Source organism: Alienimonas californiensis (genome assembly GCF_007743815.1).
GTDB classification, from domain to species: Bacteria; Planctomycetota; Planctomycetia; order Planctomycetales; family Planctomycetaceae; genus Alienimonas; species Alienimonas californiensis.
The window spans coordinates 135770-155645 of the sequence record NZ_CP036265.1; the positions used below are offsets into that span (position 1 = coordinate 135770).

General features: G+C 70.6%; 19 protein-coding genes. 15 read left to right on the forward strand and 4 right to left on the reverse strand.

Annotated elements, in window-relative coordinates:
- Positions 1-152: 152 nt before the first annotated feature.
- The gene (locus CA12_RS00595; RefSeq protein ID WP_165700465.1) at positions 153-2315 is read left to right on the forward strand and encodes a site-2 protease family protein; all 2163 of its coding nucleotides are present in this window, start codon (positions 153-155) and stop codon (positions 2313-2315) included.
- A gap of 105 nt (positions 2316-2420) precedes the next feature.
- Here CA12_RS00595 and CA12_RS00600 read toward each other — a convergent pair whose 3' ends face one another.
- Positions 2421-3131 (reverse strand): hypothetical protein, encoded by a 711-nt coding sequence (locus CA12_RS00600; RefSeq protein WP_145356659.1) that lies wholly within the window; start codon positions 3129-3131, stop codon positions 2421-2423.
- A 113-nt stretch (positions 3132-3244) separates the two neighbouring features.
- On the opposite strand from CA12_RS00600, the gene deoC reads away from it, so the two are divergent.
- From deoC to CA12_RS00655, 11 genes are all read left to right on the forward strand, one after another.
- Positions 3245-3991, forward strand: a complete 747-nt coding sequence (gene deoC, locus CA12_RS00605; RefSeq protein ID WP_145356660.1) for a deoxyribose-phosphate aldolase — start codon at positions 3245-3247, stop codon at positions 3989-3991.
- Positions 3992-4131: 140 nt separating this feature from the next.
- Positions 4132-4449 (forward strand): hypothetical protein, encoded by a 318-nt coding sequence (locus CA12_RS00610; protein ID WP_145356661.1) that lies wholly within the window; start codon positions 4132-4134, stop codon positions 4447-4449.
- A gap of 15 nt (positions 4450-4464) precedes the next feature.
- Positions 4465-6000, forward strand: coding sequence for a pyridoxal phosphate-dependent decarboxylase family protein (locus CA12_RS00615; RefSeq protein WP_145356662.1), 1536 nt, complete (start codon positions 4465-4467; stop codon positions 5998-6000).
- Entirely contained in the window at positions 5993-7501 is a 1509-nt protein-coding gene (locus tag CA12_RS00620) for an AAA family ATPase (RefSeq protein WP_145356663.1), read from the forward strand. Before CA12_RS00615 ends, CA12_RS00620 begins: the two co-directional genes overlap by 8 nt.
- Positions 7502-7631: 130 nt before the next feature.
- Positions 7632-8489, forward strand: a complete 858-nt coding sequence (locus tag CA12_RS00625) for a fumarylacetoacetate hydrolase family protein (RefSeq protein WP_145356664.1) — start codon at positions 7632-7634, stop codon at positions 8487-8489.
- A 92-nt stretch (positions 8490-8581) separates the two neighbouring features.
- Positions 8582-9403 carry a hypothetical protein gene (locus tag CA12_RS00630; RefSeq protein ID WP_145356665.1) on the forward strand — a complete coding sequence of 274 codons (822 nt, stop codon included), beginning with the start codon at positions 8582-8584 and terminating at the stop codon, positions 9401-9403.
- Positions 9404-9529: 126 nt separating this feature from the next.
- Positions 9530-11719, forward strand: coding sequence for a cation:proton antiporter (locus CA12_RS00635; RefSeq protein ID WP_165700466.1), 2190 nt, complete (start codon positions 9530-9532; stop codon positions 11717-11719).
- 148 nt (positions 11720-11867) lie between these two features.
- Positions 11868-12173, forward strand: coding sequence for a FeoA family protein (locus tag CA12_RS00640; protein ID WP_145356667.1), 306 nt, complete (start codon positions 11868-11870; stop codon positions 12171-12173).
- Positions 12170-12451 (forward strand): FeoA family protein, encoded by a 282-nt coding sequence (locus tag CA12_RS00645; protein WP_145356668.1) that lies wholly within the window; start codon positions 12170-12172, stop codon positions 12449-12451. Before CA12_RS00640 ends, CA12_RS00645 begins: the two co-directional genes overlap by 4 nt.
- A 46-nt stretch (positions 12452-12497) precedes the next feature.
- Positions 12498-14789, forward strand: coding sequence for a ferrous iron transport protein B (gene feoB, locus CA12_RS00650; RefSeq protein WP_242688088.1), 2292 nt, complete (start codon positions 12498-12500; stop codon positions 14787-14789).
- A 12-nt stretch (positions 14790-14801) separates the two neighbouring features.
- Entirely contained in the window at positions 14802-14996 is a 195-nt protein-coding gene (locus CA12_RS00655) for a FeoB-associated Cys-rich membrane protein (protein ID WP_145356669.1), read from the forward strand.
- Between the two features lie 11 nt (positions 14997-15007).
- Here the strand turns inward: CA12_RS00655 and folK are convergent, their stop codons facing one another.
- Together folK and CA12_RS00665 are read right to left on the reverse strand one after the other, a co-directional pair.
- Positions 15008-15763 carry a 2-amino-4-hydroxy-6-hydroxymethyldihydropteridine diphosphokinase gene (gene folK / locus CA12_RS00660; RefSeq protein ID WP_145356670.1) on the reverse strand — a complete coding sequence of 252 codons (756 nt, stop codon included), beginning with the start codon at positions 15761-15763 and terminating at the stop codon, positions 15008-15010.
- Positions 15764-15823: 60 nt separating this feature from the next.
- Positions 15824-16051: a Flp family type IVb pilin gene (locus CA12_RS00665; protein ID WP_145356671.1), complete on the reverse strand. Its 228-nt coding sequence runs from the start codon at positions 16049-16051 to the stop codon at positions 15824-15826.
- 256 nt (positions 16052-16307) lie between these two features.
- On the opposite strand from CA12_RS00665, the gene infA reads away from it, so the two are divergent.
- The gene (gene infA, locus CA12_RS00670) at positions 16308-16526 is read left to right on the forward strand and encodes a translation initiation factor IF-1 (protein WP_145356672.1); all 219 of its coding nucleotides are present in this window, start codon (positions 16308-16310) and stop codon (positions 16524-16526) included.
- A gap of 115 nt (positions 16527-16641) precedes the next feature.
- Positions 16642-17112, forward strand: a complete 471-nt coding sequence (gene rnhA / locus CA12_RS00675) for a ribonuclease HI (protein WP_145356673.1) — start codon at positions 16642-16644, stop codon at positions 17110-17112.
- 195 nt (positions 17113-17307) lie between these two features.
- On the opposite strand, the gene hemB is transcribed toward rnhA, so the two are convergent.
- Entirely contained in the window at positions 17308-18312 is a 1005-nt protein-coding gene (gene hemB / locus CA12_RS00680) for a porphobilinogen synthase (protein ID WP_242688090.1), read from the reverse strand.
- Between the two features lie 121 nt (positions 18313-18433).
- On the opposite strand from hemB, the gene CA12_RS00685 reads away from it, so the two are divergent.
- Positions 18434-19864: a class II fumarate hydratase gene (locus tag CA12_RS00685; RefSeq protein WP_145356675.1), complete on the forward strand. Its 1431-nt coding sequence runs from the start codon at positions 18434-18436 to the stop codon at positions 19862-19864.
- Positions 19865-19876: the final 12 nt, after the last annotated feature.

The following is a 19876-nucleotide window of genomic DNA, read 5'->3' on the forward strand; positions in this document are numbered from 1 at the left end:
GGCGTTCGGAGGCGGTTCGCGGAGGCTCTCGTCAGGTTCCCGCGGACAAGCCGGCCGTGATTTGCGTAGAGTAGTCGCCGACCCCTTCGCAGCTTGCCGCCCCGCCCCTCTCGCATCCGCGGGCGCGGCGGCGCCCACGGACCGGACCCATCGTGACGGACACTCTGTTTTCGCTCGCCGCGGCCGCCCCGCCGCTCGGCGTCGCCGCCCCGCTCGCCGCGTTCTCGCTGAGCGGGCTGTTCGCCAAATTGCTCAGCCTGCTGTGGGTCGCCCTGGGGCTGGGGCTGGTCATCTTCTTTCACGAACTCGGCCACTTCGCCGTCGCCAAGTGGTGCGGGGTGCGGGTGGAGCGGTTCAGCATCGGCTTCGGGCCGGTGTTGTTCTCCAAGACCCGCGGGGAGACGGAGTACGCGCTGTCCGCGTTCCCGCTGGGCGGCTACGTCAAGATGCTGGGCCAGGACGACATCGACCCCTCCCAGCTGACCAGCGACGAGATCGCCGAGGACCCGCGCAGCTACAGCGCCAAGCCGGTCTGGCAGCGGATGGCGATCATCAGCGCCGGGGTGACGATGAACCTGATCACCGCGGTGGTGTTTTTCGCGGTTGCCCTGTGGCTGGGCATGCAGGCGCCGTCGGCGGTCGTCGGTCAGGTGACGACCGGCGGGCCGGCCTGGACCGCGGGTGTGGAGCCGGGCGACATCCTGCGGAACGTGGGCGGGCGGAAGGTAATCACCTTCAACGATGTGGCCCTCGCCACCGCCCTCTCCTGGGGCGACACCCTGCCGCTGCGGGGCTACCGGGCGGACGGAACCCGCTTCGAGTTGGAACTCGACCCGGACGACTCCGGCACCCGCCGCACCGCGGGCTTTGCGCCCTCCCTAGGCCTGACGCTGGGAACGCTCTCGGCCGAGAGCAAGTCGGCCGTGCACCCGACCTCCCCCGCCGCCGCCGTCGCGGACCGCGTGCGGCCGGGCGACGAACTGATCGCCGCCCGGGTCCTCCCCGCCCCCGCACCGCCCGCCGACGGCGACGCCGAAGAGGGTGAAGACGGCGCCGCCGAACCGGCCGCGACGGAGGCCGTGCCGCTGACCTCGTTCATCAACTACTCCGCGGTCGTCGGGGCGGCGGCGGATCGGCCGATTGAGTTCACCCTCCGCCGTCCGGACGCGGACGATCCTGACGCGACGGGCGAGACGTTCTCCGTCACCGTCGGCCCCACGCCGGTGCGGTCCCTGGGCCTGCGGGTTTCGCCTCAGCCGATCGCCGCCATCCGGGCCGGCTCCCCCGCCGAGGCCGCCGGGCTGCGGGTCGGCGACGAACTGTCGAAGGTCGACGGCCGGGACGTGGGGCTGGACCTCGACCCGCTGCGGCTGCCGAACGCGTTCTTCGAGCGGGCCGGCGAGGCGGTGCCGGTGGAGGTCGTGCGGACCGGCGAGGACGGCGGGCCGTCCGTCGTCAAGCTGACGATCACCCCCGACGCCCGCCCGGGCTGGATCTCCCGCCCCTCTGCCCCCACCGAACCGCTGGACGTGCCGGCCCTGGGCGCCGCGTTCCACCTCAACCCGGTCATCACGGAAGTCACGCCCGGCGGCCCCGCGGACCGGGCCGGCCTGAAGGCGAACGACAAGATCGTCGCCGCCACCTTCACCGCCCCCAAGCCCGCCGCCGGCGAAGAGGGCCGCGAGGCGATCAAAATCCCCTTCGAGAACGAGAAGGTGGAGGACTGGAACCCGTTCGCCTACGTGTTCACCCTCGCCCAGGAACTGCCGGAGGACACGCTCACGTTGACGGTAAAACGCGACGGGACGCAGCAGACCGTCACGCTGACGCCGGCCCCCGCCGACGACTGGTACTTCCCCACCCGCGGCTTCCTCCTGCCGCGCGAGTTGATCGAACGGCGGAGCGATTCCGCCGCCGACGCCCTCCGCGACGGCCTCCGCGAGACCCGCACCGTCGTGGAGCAGATGTACCTCACGCTCGGCAGCCTGCTGACCGGCCGGCTGAGCATTAAAAACCTTCGCGGCCCGCCGGGGATTATCTCTGAGGGGATGCGGATCGCCGACAACGGGCCGGCGGACTTCCTGCACTTCCTGGGGTTCCTCAGCGTAAACCTGGCGGTGCTGAACTTCCTGCCGATCCCCGTGCTGGACGGCGGCCACATGGTCTGGCTGATGTGGGAGGCCGTCACCCGCAAGAAGCCCAGCGAGGGCCTGGTAATCGGCGCCGCCTACGTCGGGCTGGGGATGATCGTGCTGTTGATGCTCACGGTGATTTACCTGGACATCTTCGAGCACAACGTCTTCGGCTGGGGCTGAGAAGTCCCCGAGGGTTCGAGGCGACCTTCTCGCTCCGAACGTTCGCTTGCGGTTTCGCGGGGCCCCTCAGCAGTCGGGCCCGCGAAACCGCAAACGGTCGCCCCGTTACCGCCCGCTGGCGGGGGTGATCTGGCCGCTCATCATCACTTTCAATTTGCCGGTGGGCCGGGCGCCGACCGGCAGGTTCAGGCGGACCATCAGCAGGCCGGTTTCGTCGGCGGTGCGTTCGATCTCCCCGCCGGCGCCGAGGGTGAACACCTTCGGTTTGTCCTTCTCGTTGCCGCGGTTTCCGGTCCGGCCGCCCCGGGCCGCGGCGGCGGCGGCGTTCGGATCGACGTAGGCGCCGATCAGGGCGCCCAGCGGGGCGTCGGAGATCAGCCCCGCGGCGACATCGCCGGGCGGCAGACCGTCGACCGTCGAGCTGCCGGTCATCGAGATCCGGTAGGAGCCCGCCGCCGCCAAACGAAAGGCGGCGCCCTCGCGGACCTGGGCGACCGGCTGCCATTCCGTGGAGGCGTCGATCGTCAGCACGGTCTCGCCGGCACTGAGCACGTCGTTCTGCAACTCCTTGAGCTTCGCTTCCAGGGCGGCGTTGTCCGGGACCACCTTCTTGACCGTTTCCAGCAGGGCCATCGCCGCGCCGGGATCGCCGGCCTTCTCGTACTCCGTCGCCAGATCGACCGCTCCGCGGACGTATTCGGTCTGCAGCTTCTCCGCCTTGGTGTTCAGGGCCGCGGTGTTCTGGGCGAACGCCGGCGGCAGCGAGGGCACGAGGAGGAGGGCGACGGCGAGGGCCGTCAGGCGGGCGGCGGACATCGGTCGGGGCGCAGGGGTTTGGAAACGGGGCGAACCGCCCGAGCGTAGCCGCCCCCCCGCCCCCGCCGCGAGCGGGCACGGCGGGGGCGGCCGGGGGCCGCTACGATCGCGGCATGGTTCCCTTCGACTCCTCCCAACCGGACTGGACGCTGCCTGACCTCGCCGGGTTGATCGACCATGCCCTGCTGGCGCCCACGCTGACCGCCGCGGACTACGACCGCGGCTGCGACCTCGCCGCGGCCTATCAGGTCGCCAGCGTGTGCGTCTCCCCGCATAAAATCGCCGACGTCGCCCGCCGGCTCCGCGGGACCGGGGTGAAGGTCGGCACGGTGATCGGCTTCCCCCACGGCCTGCACGCCTCGGCGATCAAAGCCGCCGAGGCCCGCACGGCGCTGGCCGACGGGGCCGTCGAACTGGACATGGTCGTCAACGTCTCCCGCATTAAAACCGGCGATTGGGACTACGTCTCCCGCGATATCGCCGCCGTCACCGCCGCGGCCCGCGAGGCGGGGGCGAAGACGAAGGTGATCTTCGAAACCGGCCATCTGACCGACCCGGAGAAGATTAAATTGTGCGAACTCTGCGGCGTCGCCGGGGCGGACTGGGTGAAGACCAGCACCGGCTTCGGCCCCGGCGGGGCGACCGATCACGACCTCAACCTGATGCGGCAACACGCCCCGCCGGGCGTGCAGGTGAAGGCCAGCGGCGGGATCAAGACGCTGGACCGGCTGCTGGAAGTGCGGGCGCTGGGCGTGACCCGGGCCGGGATGAGCGGCACCGCCGCCGTGCTTGGCGAAGCCTGCGACCGCCTCGGCCTGCCCCGGCGGTGGAGCGAGCCCGCGACCGACGGCGCCTACTGATCGGATGCGCCGTCTCTCGGGGCGACGCTCTGCGTCGCCCCGCAGGGGCCGCGGAGCGTCCGGCCGCTCCGCGGCCCGTGCGTCCCGACGCAGAGCGTCGGGACGAGTATGGAAGACACCCCTCGCCCCTCCTCCCGAAGATGACGCACCCCGTGACCCCGGACGGCCGGTACTTCGTCGTCCGCGGCCGGCTGTGGCGGCGGTCGGACCCGTCGCTGCCGGAGGAGCGCCGGCAGGAGTTGGTGAATGAATTGATGGCCGCCCGCCGGGCCGTCGGCACCGCCAAGCGGGCCGACGACGCCGAGGCCCTCCGAGCCGCCCGGGCTGCGGTGGACGCGGCGAAGACGAACCTCGGCGAACGCGGCCCGGTCTGGTGGACGGACGGCGCCCCGGACCTCAACCGGCACATGGCGAAGAACACGCCGTACGCCGACTGGTTCGCCGCCTTGGACGTCTGATCGTACCGTGCGCCGATGCCCCCCACGCCCGCCCTGAATTCCTCATCCGCCGCCCTCGCCGCCGCCCGCGGCCGCATCGCCCCGGCCTACGACGCGGGGCTGTTTCGGGAGTCCGGCCACGCCGCCTGCGACGCCCTCGCTGATCACCTCGCCCGCAGCCTGGCGAACGAGGGGCCGGTGCTGAACTGGCACGCCCCGGCCGACAACGTCGCCGCCGCGGCCGCCGCGCTGCGGGGGGAGCCGGCGGGGTCCCCCGACGACATCGCCGGCCGGGTGCGGGGGTTGATCGAAACGGCGCTCAGTCGCGGGCAAAACCTGCATTCGCCGCGGTATATCGGCCATCAGGTGCCGGCCAGCGTGCCGATCGCCGGGCTGTTCGACGCCGTCGGCAGCGTGACGAACCAGCCCATGGCGATCTACGAGATGGGCCCCTTCGTCAGCGCCGCGGAGGAGGCCTGCGTGGCGGCGCTGGGGGCGAAGCTCGGTTACGCCCCCGGCACGTTCGCCGGCTTCGTCACCCACGGCGGGAGCCTCGCCAATACGACCTGCCTGCTGACCGCCCGCAACGTTTTATTCAAAGAGTGCTGGGAAAACGGCGTTCCCCGCACCGGCCCGGCGCCCGTGATCGTCGCCCACGGGGAGAGCCACTACTGCATGGCCCGGGCCGCCGGCCTGCTGGGGCTGGGTACCCGGCAGGTCGTCAAAGCGGCGCTGAACGATCGCCGGCAGATCGACCCGGTCCGGCTGGACGAGACGCTAACCGGCCTGCGGGCGGAGGGCGTGCCGATCGTGGCCGTCGCCGCCGGAGCCTGCGCCACGCCGGTGGGGGCGTTCGACGATCTGAACGCCGTCGCGGACGTCTGCGAGAAACACCACGTCTGGCTGCACGTCGACGCCGCCCACGGCGGGGCCGCGGCGTTCTCGCCGAAGCACCGGCACCTGTTAGACGGCGTCGAGCGGGCGGACAGCGTCATCTGGGACGCCCACAAAATGCTGTTTGTCCCCGCCCTGTGCGCGTTCGTCTTCTATAAGAACCGGGAGCATCGGTTCGAGGCCTTCCGGCAGGACGCCCCCTATTTATTCGACCCCTCCGACCCCGGCCTGGCGGAGCACGACAGCGGGATGAAAACGCTCGAATGCACCAAGCGGGCCGCCGCCTTGGGGCTGTGGGGCACGTGGGCGACCTTCGGCGAAGGGTTGTTCCGCGACCTCGTCGACGTGACCTTCGCCCTCGCCCGCAGTCTCTATGAGAAGCTGTCCGCCGCGGAGGACTTCGAACCGCTCAACGATCCGCAGTGCAACATCGTCGCCTTCCGGCATGTACCGGACTTTTTAAAGGACGCCGACGACGCGACGCTCGGGCGGTTTCAGCACGATCTGCGGCGGGACCTCGTGCGGAGCGGGCGATTTTATATCGTCCCCACCGCGAAGGACGGCGTGCCGGCGCTGCGGTGCACGGTGATGAACCCGCTGACGACGGAGGCTCATCTGGACGAATTAATGAACGAACTGCGGACCCGCGGCCGGCGGCTGGGAGGACACGATGAATAGCGTCACGCTCGCGACGGCAGATGATTCGACATGGATCGCCGCGGTGGCGATCGTCGGCGCCGGCTTGGCGATCGGGCTGCCGGCGGTGTTTTGGGAGAAGTGGAATCGGGGCTGGCGGCCGTTCGTCTCCGGGGCGGTGCGGCGGGCGCTGGGCGGGGAGGCGCATGCGATGCGGGCGGTGTCGCGGTCGCTGCCGAAGTTTCGGCTGGTCGATCTGCACCGGGCCGCGGACCACGTCGCCGCCCGGGTCGCCGCGGAGCGGATCCCGGGGTCCGAACCGCAGGTGCTGGACCGGCAGGAGCCGTTCGATCTGGCGACCGTGCTGAGCGGCCGGACATGGCAGAACATGCCCTCGCCGATTGTGCCCTCCCCCCGCACCGCCCGGCCGATCGGCCGCGACGCCGACGGGCCGATCGAGGAACTGCTGCCGGACGACTGCTTCTGGATCCTCCCCGCCCCGGCCCCCGGAACCGGCGGGGGGCGCCACGGGCCGGCCGTGCTACGGGTGCGGGCCTCCCACGAGTACGGCAAGCCGCAGGCGATCGTGGAGGCCGCCGCCGACAGCTTCGACGCCGCCGCGGCCCTGCTGGATGCGGTTGAGGAACGCTCCGTTTCGCACAGCGTCTACCGCGGGGCTCTGCTGGAGTTCCAGCATCAGGGCTCCTACGACGACGACGGCGAATACCGCGGCGGCGGGGAGCCGGAACTCAACTTCAAGCACCGCACCGCATTGAAAGCGGAGGACATCGTCCTCGACCCGGAAACCCTGCCGGTGCTCAACCGCAACCTCGTCGAACATCACCGCCGGCACGCGGACCTCAAACGGCTCGGGCTGCCGTTGTCGAAGGGGCTGCTGTTCCACGGCCCGCCGGGCACCGGCAAGACCTATACCTGCCGCTATCTGGTCGGCACATTGCCGGAGGTGACCACGTTCGTCGTCGCCGGGCAGAGCCTGCATCAGGTCAAAAGCGTCTGCGGGCTGGCGAAGCTGTATGAACCAAGTCTGGTGATCCTGGAGGACGTGGACCTGGTGTTCACGGAGCGGGAGATGAACCCGCACACCAGCGCCCTGGGCGACTTGATGGACGAAATGGACGGCTTCCGACCGGACGAGGCCGTCAGTTTCATCCTCACCACGAACGCGCTCGAGCGGGTGGAGCGGGCGATTAAAGATCGCCCGGGGCGGATCGGGCAGTGCGTGTATTTCGGACCGCCGAATAAGGAGCTGCGGGCCCGGTATCTCGTTCAATACCTCAAGCGGTTCGACGCGACGGCCCTGGACGTACCGCAGTTGGCGGAGGACAGCCGCGGGGCGTCGCAGGCGTTTTTGAAGGAGTGGATCGCCCGGGCGGCACTGTTCGCATTGGAAGACGAGAGCCGACGGACGGTCGAACCGCTGCCGTTGACGATGACGGACTTCGAGGAGGCCCGGTCCGAACTGACCCGCAGCGGCGAACGCAGCGGGGCGATCGTGGGCTTCGGTGGGTTGTCGGCGGGGTGAGCGGACGCGAAGCGTCCCGGACCCTCCAAGGGTCCGGGACGCTGCCGATCACTGGTTGCGGCCGCGTGCCCTCGCTGACGCTTCGGGTTAGTGTTCGGCGGCCCGCTCCCCGTCTTGAAGGTTCGTCCCGATGAAGCTCGCCACCCTCCACACCGCCCGCGGGCCGCGGGTCGTCGCCATGACCGACGACGACCGGCACGTCGATCTGAACCTGGTCGATTCCTCTCTGCCGACCTCCTTGCGGGCCCTACTGGCGTTGGAGGGCGGGCTGACGCGGGCCGCCGCGGCGCTGGCGAACGCCCCCGACGAGGCCGTCGCGGAAGGCAAGCTGCTGGCCCCGATTCCAGACCCCGGCAAGGTGATCTGCATCGGGCTGAACTACCGCGACCACGCCGAGGAGACGAACAGCCCGATCCCCTCGGAGCCGGTCGTGTTCGGCAAGTTCGGCAACACGATCCGCGGCCCGGAGGCCACCGTCACGCTGCCGGCGGTCTCGGAGCAGGTCGATTACGAGGCGGAACTGGTCGTCGTGATTGGCCGCACGGGCAAGAACGTCGCCGAGGCGGACGCGATGAACCACGTCGCCGGGTATATGAACGGCAACGACGTCAGCGCCCGCGACTGGCAGAAGGGCCGGCCCGGCGAGCAGTGGTTGCTGGGCAAGACGCCGGACGGTTTCGCCCCCACCGGGCCGTTCCTGCTCTCCGCTGACGAAGCCGGCGACCCGCACGACTGGCCGGTCAAGCTGGAGTTGAACGGCCGGACGATGCAGGACGGCAGCACCGCGGACTTCCTGTTCACCCTGCCGCAGATCGTCGCCCACCTGACGAAGATCATGACGCTGGAGCCCGGCGACCTCATCTTCACCGGCACCCCGGCGGGCGTGGGGGCGGCCCGCAAACCGCCGGCTTGGATCACCGACGGCAGCGAGACCGCCGTCACCATCGGCCCGCTGGGCACGCTGCGGACGCGCTTCGTCGCGGAGTGAATCGGCGAACGCGGGGAACCCGGCGACCGGCGTTGCCCCGCGGCCCGCTGCGCCGCTACGACCCGGGCTCTGCCTTCTTCCCGGGACTCCCGATGCGCTTCGCCCCGTTTGTCGCCCTGTTGCTTGCGGCGCCGCTGAACCTTTCGGCGCAGGAGTTTCGGGTGTACACGACGGTCTCGGACGTCTCCGGGGACCGGCCGATCGAGCTGTCGCGGAGCCTCACGCTGTTCCACGCCGGGCAGGCGTGGGACCACGTGGTGGAGGCGGGCGAGGTGGTGCGATTCGACCCCGCGGACGCGGAGTTCGTGATCCTCGACACCCGCCGCGATCTGGCCTGCACGGTCAAGTTGGAGGAGGTCTCCCGGATCATCAACGTCGGTCGGAAAGAGACGGAGAAGTACGTCGCGGAGCTGCGCGAGTCCCCCGCCCCGGACAGCGCCGCCCTGACGACCAGCCTCGCCTTCCAACTGACGCCCCGGTACGCGATCGACGCCGACGAAGGGTCTCGCAGAACCCGATTCGTCGGCGGCCCGCTGACCTACGAGGTCTCCCACGCCCAGCCGGGCCGGCCGTCGATCTCGGCGGCGTACTGGGACTACGCCGACTGGACCGGCCAGCTGAACTACGCCCTGGACCCCGGCAAGTTGTTCCCGGACGTCCGCCGCCCGGTTCACGAGGCCCTGCGGGAGCGGGGCGTCGTGCCGCAGCGGGTGGAAGTGCTGCTCACGGACGCCGGCGGCGTGCCGACGAAGCGCCTGGCCGCGGAACACAGCTTTCAGGAACAGCTCGGCCAGCGGGACCGGGAGTTGATTTCCCGCTGGCGGGAGCGGCTGGCCTCGCCGAAGACGCGGCGGGTCACCTTCGCCAAATATCAGCAGCTCACGCTCGGCGGCGTGCCGCAGGCGGCCCGCTGACCGCCCGGGTCTCCCGCCGCCGCGCAGCGGCGGGCGCCCTCGGGTGAGCGGCGCGCGGCGGCGTGTTAGGATGAGCGGCCGGGGATGGCCCGGGGTCGTTCGCCGTTTTTCGTACCCGCCTGCCGCGTGTCTCCACTTCTGTATCTGGCCGGCATCGTCGCGGTGGGCGTGGCGGCCCAGTGGACCGCGTGGCGCCTGCGATTGCCGGCGATTTTGTTGCTGTTGGCCGCCGGGTTCGCCTTCGGCCGCGTGCCGGTCGGCGATCCCGTCGAGGGGGTGACGGAGGGAGCCGCCGAGGCCGTCGCCGCCGGCGACCGCAATCCCGGCCAGGCCGGCCGAATCGGTCCCGCGGACGACCTGCTGACGAGCGACGGGGCCACGGACGACGGGTCGGTCGAGGACGCGGACCCCGGCTCCGCCGGCCAGGTGGAGGAGAGCGATCCCGGCGACGACCCGTTGCAGGGACGGGGCGGCGGCGCCGTCATCCCGGAGCGGTTGCTCACCCCCGCGGTGGCGCTGGCGGTGGCGGTGATCCTGTTCGAGGGCGGCCTGAGCCTGAAGTTCCGCGAACTGCGGGAGATTGGCTCCGCCGCCCTGGGCCTGTGCACCGCCGGGGCTGCCGTCACTGGGGTGCTGGCGGCGATCGCGGCGAAGCTCCTCGTGTTCGACACCTGGCAACTCGCGATATTGGCAGGCTCGATCTTCACCGTGACCGGGCCGACGGTCATCATCCCCCTGCTCCGGCAGATCCGCCCGAACGGCCGCGTCGGGGCGGTGGCGAAGTGGGAGGGCATCGTGATCGACCCGGTCGGCGCCGTGCTGGCCGTGCTGGCGTTCGAGGGGATCGTGCTGACGGCCGGCGCCGCCTCGATCGTGATCCCGCTGACGATCGCCAAGGTGGTTCTGATCGGCGGGCTGTTGGGCGCCGGGCTGGCCTGGATGCTGTCGGTCCTGTTCCAGCGGCACTGGGTGCCGGACTACCTGCAGAACCCGGTCGCCCTGGGCACGGTGCTGCTCGCCTTCGCCGCCTCCAACGCCCTACAAAGCGAGAGCGGGCTGGTGACGGTCACGGTGATGGGCGTGTGGCTGGCGAACCAGGAGCGGTTCAACATCGAGCCGCTGGTCGAGTTCAAGGAGAACCTCGGCGTCCTGCTGATCAGCGTGCTGTTCGTGGTGCTGGCCGGTCAGTTGGAGCCGCAAAGCATTCTGGATCTGGGCTGGGGGGCGTTGGCGTTCATCGCCTTCCTGGTGCTGGTCGTGCGGCCGGCGGCGGTTTTCCTGGGCACGCTGTTCAGCCCGCTGTCGCTTTCGGAGAAGACTTTCCTAGCCTGGCTGGCGCCGCGGGGCATCGTGGCGGCGGCGGTGGCGAGCGTGTTCGCCCTGGAGTTGCGACACGACGCGGAGGAAGCCATCGAACGCTCCTATGCCGCCGGGGTCACGGACGCAGCCGCCATTGCGGAGCGGGAGTGGTGGGAAGGTCTCCTGGAGGACAGTGCCCGGCTCGTCCCGCTGACGTTCTCCGTGATCAGCGCCTCGGTCGCCCTGTACGGCCTGACCGCCGGCCCCTTCGCCCGCCGGCTGGGGCTGGCGGTCGCGAACCCGCAGGGCGTGCTGTTCCTGGGCGGCTCCCCGCTGGTCCGGGCGATCGCCGTCGCCCTGCAGGAGAAGGGCTTCACCGTGCGGCTGATCGACTCCAACCGCCGCAACGTCTCCGCCGCCCGGTTGGAGGGCCTCGACACGCTGCACGGCAACGTGCTGTCCGAGAAGATCACCGACCGCGTCGACCCCTCCGGCCTCGGCCGGGTCCTGGCGATGACCCCCAACGACGAGGTGAACAGCCTCGCGGCCCAGAATTTCGCCACCCTGTTCGGCCGCAGCGGGTGTTATCAGCTGTGCCCGCACCCGGCGGAGGGGGCGAGAAAGGGCGAGGGCGGCGCCGAACGCCCGCACGGCCGGGCGCTGTTCCGGGAGGGCGTGACCTATAAATTGCTGCAGGAACTCTACGAACGCGGCGCCCGGGTCAAGGAGACCCGCATCACCCAGGAGTTCGACTACCCCGCCTTCCTGCGGATGAACGGGGCGGAAGCGGTGGTGCTATTCCGTCTGACCGGCCCGGCGGACGCTCGGACGCTGCGGGTGAACACCGCGAACGTGAAGCTGGAGCCGACGCCCGGCGACACGCTGCTCTCCCTGGTGCCCCCCGACACCGGCGAACCGCCGGCCCGCGAGGCCGTCTCCGCCGGTACCGGCCTGGAAGGCGAACTGGACGACGACGACAGCCGCCTGGGCCTCGAACCCCCTCAACTGAGGGGCTGACCGGTCACACGACCGGTCGGACTTCCGGTCGGACTTTCGGTCGCCGCCCGCGCTGGCGGGACGGCGTCCCGGATGGACGACGCCCCGGCCGCATCGTAAAGTGGCCGTGTTGAGATTCCGTCTCACCCCCTCCCGCCCGCGACGCTCCATGCCGCTCGCTCCCGTTTCCGCGCCCGGCGACTCCGACCACGTCCCCTGCCCGACCGCCCAGGCGCTGGCGGACGGGACGCTGATCCCGCTCGATCTGCTCCGCACCGGCGAGAGCGGCACCGTGGCGGAGATCCTCGGCGACGCCCCCGCGGTGCATCGTCTGGAAGAGTTGGGCCTGCGGATCGGCGCCGCCGTCAGCGTGCTGCGGGAGGGCCCGCCCGCCCTGCTGGCGCTGGGTTCGCAGCGGTTCTGCTTCCGGCCCGACTCCGGGACGATGGTGCTGGTCGCGCTGGCGCCGGCGTGAACGATCAACTCGCCCCCGGCAAACGACCCGACGACGGTTCGCCGCCCACCGAACTCACCCTCGCCGCGTTGCCCGCCGGTCGCCCGGCCCGCATTTTGGACGTCCTCGGCGAGGACGCCCTCGCCGCCCGGCTGATGGAGATGGGCCTGATTCCCGGGGAGACCGTCGTCTTTCACCGGGCCGCCCCGCTGGGCGATCCGCTGGAGTTCTCCGTGTGCGGCTATCGCATCTCCCTGCGGAAAAGCGAGGCGGCCCGCGTGACCGTCGCGCCGGATTGAACCGTCGCGCCGGACTGCCCCCCCGCCCCGCCCCACCGAGCCGCCCGTGACGCCCCCCGCGCCGACTGCCGTCCCCGCCCCGCCGCCCGGCCCCGCGACTGTTCCCCGCAGTCGGGGGTCGAAGGTTGCGCCGGTGCGGCCGCTGGTCGTGGCGCTGGTGGGCAACCCGAACACCGGCAAGAGCACGCTGTTCAACGCCCTGTGCGGCGCGCGGGCCCGCACCGGCAACTTTCCGGGCGTGACGGTTGAGAAGAAGGTCGGCCGGTTGAAGCTGCCCCTCGACGGGGTCGCCGCCGACCGGGCGGCTGAGGTGATCGACCTGCCCGGCACCTACAGCCTCTCGCCCCGCAGCGCCGACGAGATGGTCTCCGTCGACGTGCTGCTGGGCGACGCCGGCGGGGGCGCCCTCCGCACGCCCCGGCCGGACGCGGTCGTCTGCGTGGTGGACGCCTCGAACCTGCACCGCAACCTGTACCTCGTCTCGCAGGTGTTGGAGCTGGGCCTGCCGGTCGTGATCGCGTTGAACATGGGCGACGTCGCCCGGCTCCGCGGGACGACGATCGACGTGCCCGCCCTGTCGCAGAAGCTGGGCGTGCCGGTGATCCCCACGGAGGCCCACCGCCGCCGCGGGCTGAACGAACTGAGAGCCGCGATCGTCGCCGCCGCGGCCGGCCCGGCGCCGCAGCCGGTACGGTCCCTGCCGGACGCCGTCTCGGAGGAGGCGGACGTCCTGGACGGCTGGCTGGCCGAGCACGGTTGCCCGGACGTGCCCGCCTACCTGCGGGAACGCATGCTGCTGGACGTGGGCGGACAGGTGGTCGAACGCTACCGCGGCCGCTGCACGGGCGATCTGCCGGCCCATCTGGGCGGCGTCCGGGCACGCCTCGCCGAGGCCGGCTGCCGGGTGCCCGCGGTGGAGGCCGCCGGCCGCTACGGCTGGGCCCGGGAGATGCTGAACGGCACGGTCGAAACCGCCGTCGAACCGGCCGCCACCGCCAGCGACAAGATCGACCGCTTCCTCACCCACCGGGTCTGGGGCCTGCTGACCTTCGCCGTGCTGATGTTCCTGGTGTTCCAGGCGATCTTCAGTTGGGCCGGCCCCTTCATGGACGCCATCGGCGAGGGCCAGGGCTGGCTGACCGGGCTCGTCCAGGACGCCATGCCCCCGGGGGCGTTCCGCAGCCTGATCATCGACGGCGTGATCGCCGGCGTCGGCGGGGTGCTGATCTTCCTGCCCCAGATCGTGATCCTGTTCTTGGCGATCGCGGTGCTGGAGGACTGCGGCTACATGGCCCGGGCGGCCTTCCTGATGGACCGCCTGATGAGCCGGCTGGGCCTGTCCGGCAAGAGCTTCGTGCCGCTGATGAGCTCCTTCGCCTGCGCCGTGCCCGGCGTGATGGCGACCCGGGTGATCGAGAACCGCCGCGACCGCATGGTCACGATCCTCGTCGCCCCGTTGATGAGCTGCTCCGCCCGGCTGCCGGTCTATCTATTGCTGATCGGGGCGTTCGTCCCGGCGACGGCGTATCTCGGCGGGCTGGTCGAGTTGCAGGGGCTCGTGCTGTTCGGGATCACCTCGCTGGGGGCGCTGGTGGCGATTCCGGTCGCCTGGCTGCTGCGGAAGACTTGGTTCAAGGGGGAGACGCCGCCGTTCGTGATGGAACTGCCGCCCTACCGCTGGCCCTCGCTGCGGAACGTCGCCCTGCGGGTCTACGACCGCGGCAAGGCGTTCGTGACGCGGGCCGGTACGCTGATCTTCGCCGCCACCGTGCTGGTCTGGGCCGCGGGCTACTTCCCCGGCGACCACACCGAACTGCACGCCGTGCAGGCTCAGATTGAATCTGAGTCGGCGGAGGCCGAACCGGACGAGACGGTGCTGGAAGCCCTCGAACTGCGGCGCCGCCGGCTCAGTTCCGACCTGATCGAAGCCAGCGTGCTCGGCCGCACCGGGCACGCGATCGAACCGGTCGTCAAACCGCTGGGTTGGGACTGGCGGATCGGCGTGGGCGCCCTGGCGAGCTTCCCGGCCCGGGAGGTGATCATTGCCACCCTGGGCACGATCTACAGCCTCGGCGGGGACGTGGACGAAACCGACGACGGCCTCCGCGACGCGCTCCGCCGCAGCGAGTGGCCGGACGGCGACCCGGTATATACGTTGCCGGTGGCCCTGTCGGTGATGGTCTTCTTCGCCCTCTGCGCCCAGTGCGCGGCGACGTTGATGGTCATTAAACGGGAGACGAACAGCTGGCGCTGGCCGTTGTTCACCTTCGTCTATATGACCGCGCTGGCATATATTGGAGCGCTGCTCACCTATCAGATTGGTTCGCGACTCTTTTAAAGGGTTCCGACAATGAACTTCGACCCGCAACTGATCGCCGCCCTGCTCTGCGTCGCCGCAGCCGCCGCGGAGGTCGGCCGGCGGGCCTGGAAGCTGACGCAATCCGGCGGGGAGAAAGGGTGCGGCTCCGGCTGCGGGAGTTGCCCCGCGGCGAAGGTTTCGAACGGCCCGACGGTCGTCTCGCTGAATCTGCCGCCGCGCCGCTGACGCGCCGCCTTTCAACACGGCCAGAGCGGTTCCCCGACCGGCTGCGGCTCCGGGTCCGGCAGCGCGGCGGACAGCACGTCCCGCAACACGGCGACCGCGGCGTCGGGGTCCCTCGGCACCAGGATCGTATTGGGATCGAGGCGGCCCTCCGCGGCGTCCTCCCGCTTGATCCACAGGGCCGGCGGGGAGCGGAGGTCCCGCGTCCCCGGCTCCCACGGCTCAATCGACAAGGGGAAGTCCGGTTCCAGCGCCGAGGCGAGCCGGTTGAGGGAGGCCACGTCGTCTGTCCGCATCCCCACGCGCAGCGGTCGGTCGAGGAGCGGTTCCCGAAGCCGTTGCAGGGGAACCCGGGAAGCCTTCCAGTCCCCCGCCACCTCGCACGCCGGGTCCAACACGAACCGACGCCACCAGAGACCGGGATGCGGAACCGTCAGCCGTTCGTCGTCGAGGGACTCCTCGCCGAACAGGATCAGGTCCAGATCAATCGACCGCGGCCCCCAATGGACCGTGCGTTCCCGGCCCGCCGCCGTTTCGAGGTCCTGCAACGCGGCCAACAGCTCGTGCGGGGAGAGCGTCGTCTCCAGCGTCGCCGCGGCGTTCAGGAATTCCCCGCCGGCGTTCGCTCCCACGGCCGGGGTGCGATAGGCCCGGCTGGCGGCGGTTACCGTCACGCCCCGCCTGTCGTGCAGGCCCCGCAGCGCGGCCTCGAACGTGGCCCGCACGTCGCCGGTGTTGCCGCCGAGGGCGATCAGGGCCGGGACGTTCATGTTTGCAGAATAACGAACCGGCTCCCCCCCGACCCGTCGGCGCTCAGAACCCAGCGGCGCTCAGAAGCCGGCGGCGTCCAACTCTGATTTCGCATTGGCGAACAGCCCGCCGGCGGTTCCGCCGACCACCCCGACCGTGCCGAAGATGGTGGCCAGGATCAGCGCCAGCATCACCGCGTATTCGACGGACGTGGGGCCGTCCTCCGAACGCAAGAACCGCCGGACCGCGGCGAGCGCCGTCGCCCGCCGCGCGGCGGCCGGCGGTTGGGGGGGGAAGACGGGGGTCATGGCTGGCTGGTGCGGGGGAGACCCGGCAGACGACGGGGGAGTCTCCTGAACCGTAGGTCATTCCCGGGCCGAACCTGCCGGAACCGGTGCCGCCGGCTCCGAACGAGCTTCCCCAGGACGGCGGCGGCGTTAGAATCCGTTCGTTCCCCCCGGGTTGACGATCGCGCCGCGCGACCGTGATCCCGTTCGGCCCCGCCGCGGGCACGGTAGGAGGGTTTTTTCCGCAACGATTTCCAGCACACAGGCGTCCGGGTTCATGGCGAAAGAGGAGGCGATTGAGATGTCCGGCGAAGTGGCCGAGGCGCTCGCCAATACCCAGTTCCGCGTGAAGCTGGACAACGGCCACATGGTGATGGCCCACGTCGCGGGGAAAATGCGCAAACACTTCATCCGGATCGTGCCGGGCGACCGCGTGCTGGTGGCGGTCAGCCCCTACGACTTCAACCGCGGCCGCATCGTTTACCGCGAGCGGTAGGCGTTTCCCGCGAACGATCAACCCCGGCGGCTGATTCGACCGAGAACGGTCGAACCCCGCTTTCGCCGTCGCCGCCCGGGCGACGCGTCCCGCGCTTCGTCTGGATCGCCCACGGATGGCCGACGCCCCCGCCCCCGCCGTCACCCTGTTCACCGACGGCGCCTGCCGCGGCAACCCCGGCCCCGGCGGCTGGTCCTTCATCCTGCGCCATGACGCCTCCGGCAAGGAGAAGGAAGGCAGCGGCGGCGAGGCCCTCACCACCAACAACCGCATGGAGCTGTCCGGCGTGATCGAGGGACTCAAGTCCCTGAACACGCGGACTCGGGTCGACGTGGTGACGGACAGCACCTACGTCGCAAAGGGCAGCGCCGAGTGGATGTCCGGCTGGAAGAAGAACGGCTGGCGCCGTCGCGTGAAGGGCAAAGGCTGGGGCGAGGTGAAGAACGTCGACCTCTGGCAGGAGCTGGACGGTCTGCTGGCCGCCCACGACGTGACCTTCAGCGTGGTCCGCGGCCACAGCGGTCACGCGGAGAACGAACGCTGCGACGAACTCGCCGTCGCCGCCGCGAAGAGCTTTCAGAAGTAGTATTTCTCCCCTCGCCCCCTTCTGGGGGAGAGGGGTCGGGGGTGAGGGGGCTGTGATTCCCGCGCGAGGTCCACGGTCCACCGCGCTTTCCCGTCGGTCTGTCCCTGCGGAGAGCGGGAACGGGTGAACCGTTCGTCACCCTCACCCCCAGCCCCTCTCCCTCAAGGGAGAGGGGAGCAAAAATACCGCCCCCGCTCACCCCTCCCGCAGCCACTCCGCCGCTTCCCGGGCGAAGTAGGTCAGCACGCCGTCGGCTCCGGCCCGCTTGAAGCAGAGCAGGCTCTCCAGCACGGCCGAGCGCCGATCGAGGCGGCCGGCGTCGCAGGCGCCGGCGAGCATGCTGTATTCGCCGGAGACCTGATAGGCGAACGTCGGCACCCCGAAGGTCCGCTTCACCGCGGAAACAATGTCCAGATACGGCATCCCCGGTTTGACCATCACGAGATCGGCGCCCTCGGCGAGGTCGAGGGCCACCTCCCGCAACGCCTCGTCGCCGTTGGCCGGGTCCATCTGGTAGGTCTTCTTGTCCCCCTTCAACGCCGACCCGCTGCCGACGGCGTCGCGGAACGGGCCGTAGAAGGCGCTGGCGTACTTCGCCGCGTAGCTGAGGATCTGCACGTGTTGCAGACCGCGGGCGTCCAGGGCGGAGCGAATCCGGCCGACGCGGCCGTCCATCATGTCCGAGGGGGCGATGACGTCGCAGCCGGCCTCCGCCTGCACGACGGCCTGCTCGCAGAGGGCGTCCAACGTGGGGTCGTTCACGACTTCCCCGTTCCGAACCAACCCGTCCTGCCCATGGCTGCTGTACGGGTCGAGGGCCACGTCGCAGATCACGCCGACGTCGATTCCCGCCGCCTTGATCGCCCGCACCGCCCGGCAGACGAGGTTCTCCGGATTGAACGCCTCCGCGGCGTCCTCGGTCTTCAACCCCGGATCGGTCTGCGGAAACAGGGCGACGGCCGGCACACCCAGCTCCGCGGCCCGGCCGACTTCGTCGACCAACTGGGAGACGGCGTAGCGGCGAACGCCCGGCATCGCCTCGATCGGCCCGGCGCCGGCCTCGGTGACGAAGCAGGGCCAGATGAGGTCGTCGGCGGTGAGCACGCGCTCTGCCGTGAGCCGCCGCGACCACGCCGTGCGACGATTGCGGCGGGGCCGGACGGCGGGGAAAGCGCCGGGATGTGCTGGGGGACCGTTCAACGATTCAAGTCTCAGGCGGAGCGACGGCCGCCATCCTACCGGGCGTCGGGCGGTCGCGTCGCCGCACCGGCCGGCCGCGGGTAGACTCCCGCCCCGCTCCCCCCCGGCCTTTCGCTCTCCGATGACCACCCGCACCGAACGCGATTCCATGGGCCCCGTCGAGGTGCCCGCGGACGCCTATTACGCCGCCCAGACCCAGCGGGCGGTCGACAACTTCCACATCTCCGGCCAGCCCCTGCCCGACGGCCTGGTGCGGGCGATGGGACTCGTCAAATACGCCTGCGGCGTGGCCAACCGGGACCTCGGCAAGCTGACCGGCAGCGGCAAGAACCCGCTGACCGACGAGGCCGTCGACGCCCTGCTGAAAGCCTGCCGCGAAGTCGCCGCGGGCGGGTTTCGCGAACGGGGGGCCGATCAATTTCCGATCGATATTTATCAGACGGGGTCCGGCACCAGTTCCAATATGAACGTCAACGAGGTGATCTCCGCCCGGGCGACGGAACTGCTCGGCGGGGACCGCTTCGCCGCCGAAAAGGCGGTGCACCCCAACGACCACGTCAATATGGGGCAGAGCACCAACGACACCTTCCCCACCGCGATCCACGTCGCCGTCGCCCGGCAGATTCGGGAGGAGCTGGTTCCGGCGCTTCAATCCATGCAGCAGGAACTGCGGGCGAAGGCGGAGGCGTGGGACGACGTGATCAAGATCGGCCGCACGCACCTCGCGGACGCCACCCCGCTGCGGCTCGGACAGGAGTTCGGCGGGTTCGCCCGACAACTCGAACTGGCGGCGAAGCGGGCGGAGAAGGCCGCGGAGCCTCTGTTCGAACTGCCCGTCGGCGGGACGGCGGTGGGCAGCGGGATCAACACGCACCCGGAGTTCGGCGCCCGCGTCGCCGCGGCGCTCGCCGAGGAGACCGGCATCCCCTTTGTGGAAGCCGAGAACCACTTCGAGGCCAACGCCGACCGCGACGGTCTGGTCGAGGCTCACGCCCTGCTGAAGGCGGTCGCGGTGACCGTGTTCAACGTCGCCAACGACCTGCGGTGGCTGGGCAGCGGGCCGCGGTGCGGGTTCTACGAGATCCAGCTGCCGGACCTGCAACCCGGCAGCAGCATCATGCCCGGCAAGGTGAATCCGGTGGTCTGCGAAGCGGCCCTCCAGGCCGCGGCCCGGGCAATCGGCAACGACGCGACCGTCGCCCTGTCCGGCGCCGCCGGGGGGAACTTCCAGCTCAACATCATGATGCCGCTGCTGGGAGCGACGACGCTGGAGAGCGTCACCCTGTTAGCGAACTCCGCGAAGGCCCTCGCCGAGATGGTCCGCGACACCGAGGCCAACCCGGAGGCCTGCGAGGCCGCCGTGGAGAAGAGCCTGTCGATGGTCACCAGCCTGAACCCGCACATCGGGTACGAGAAGGCCGCAGCGCTGGCCAAAGAGGCGTTCAAAACCGGCAAGACGATCCGTGAACTGTGCACGGAGAAGAACGTCCTGCCGCCCGACTTGCTTCAGGAAGCCCTCGACCCCCGCCGCATGACGGAACCGCAGGCGTAGCGGATCGGTCAA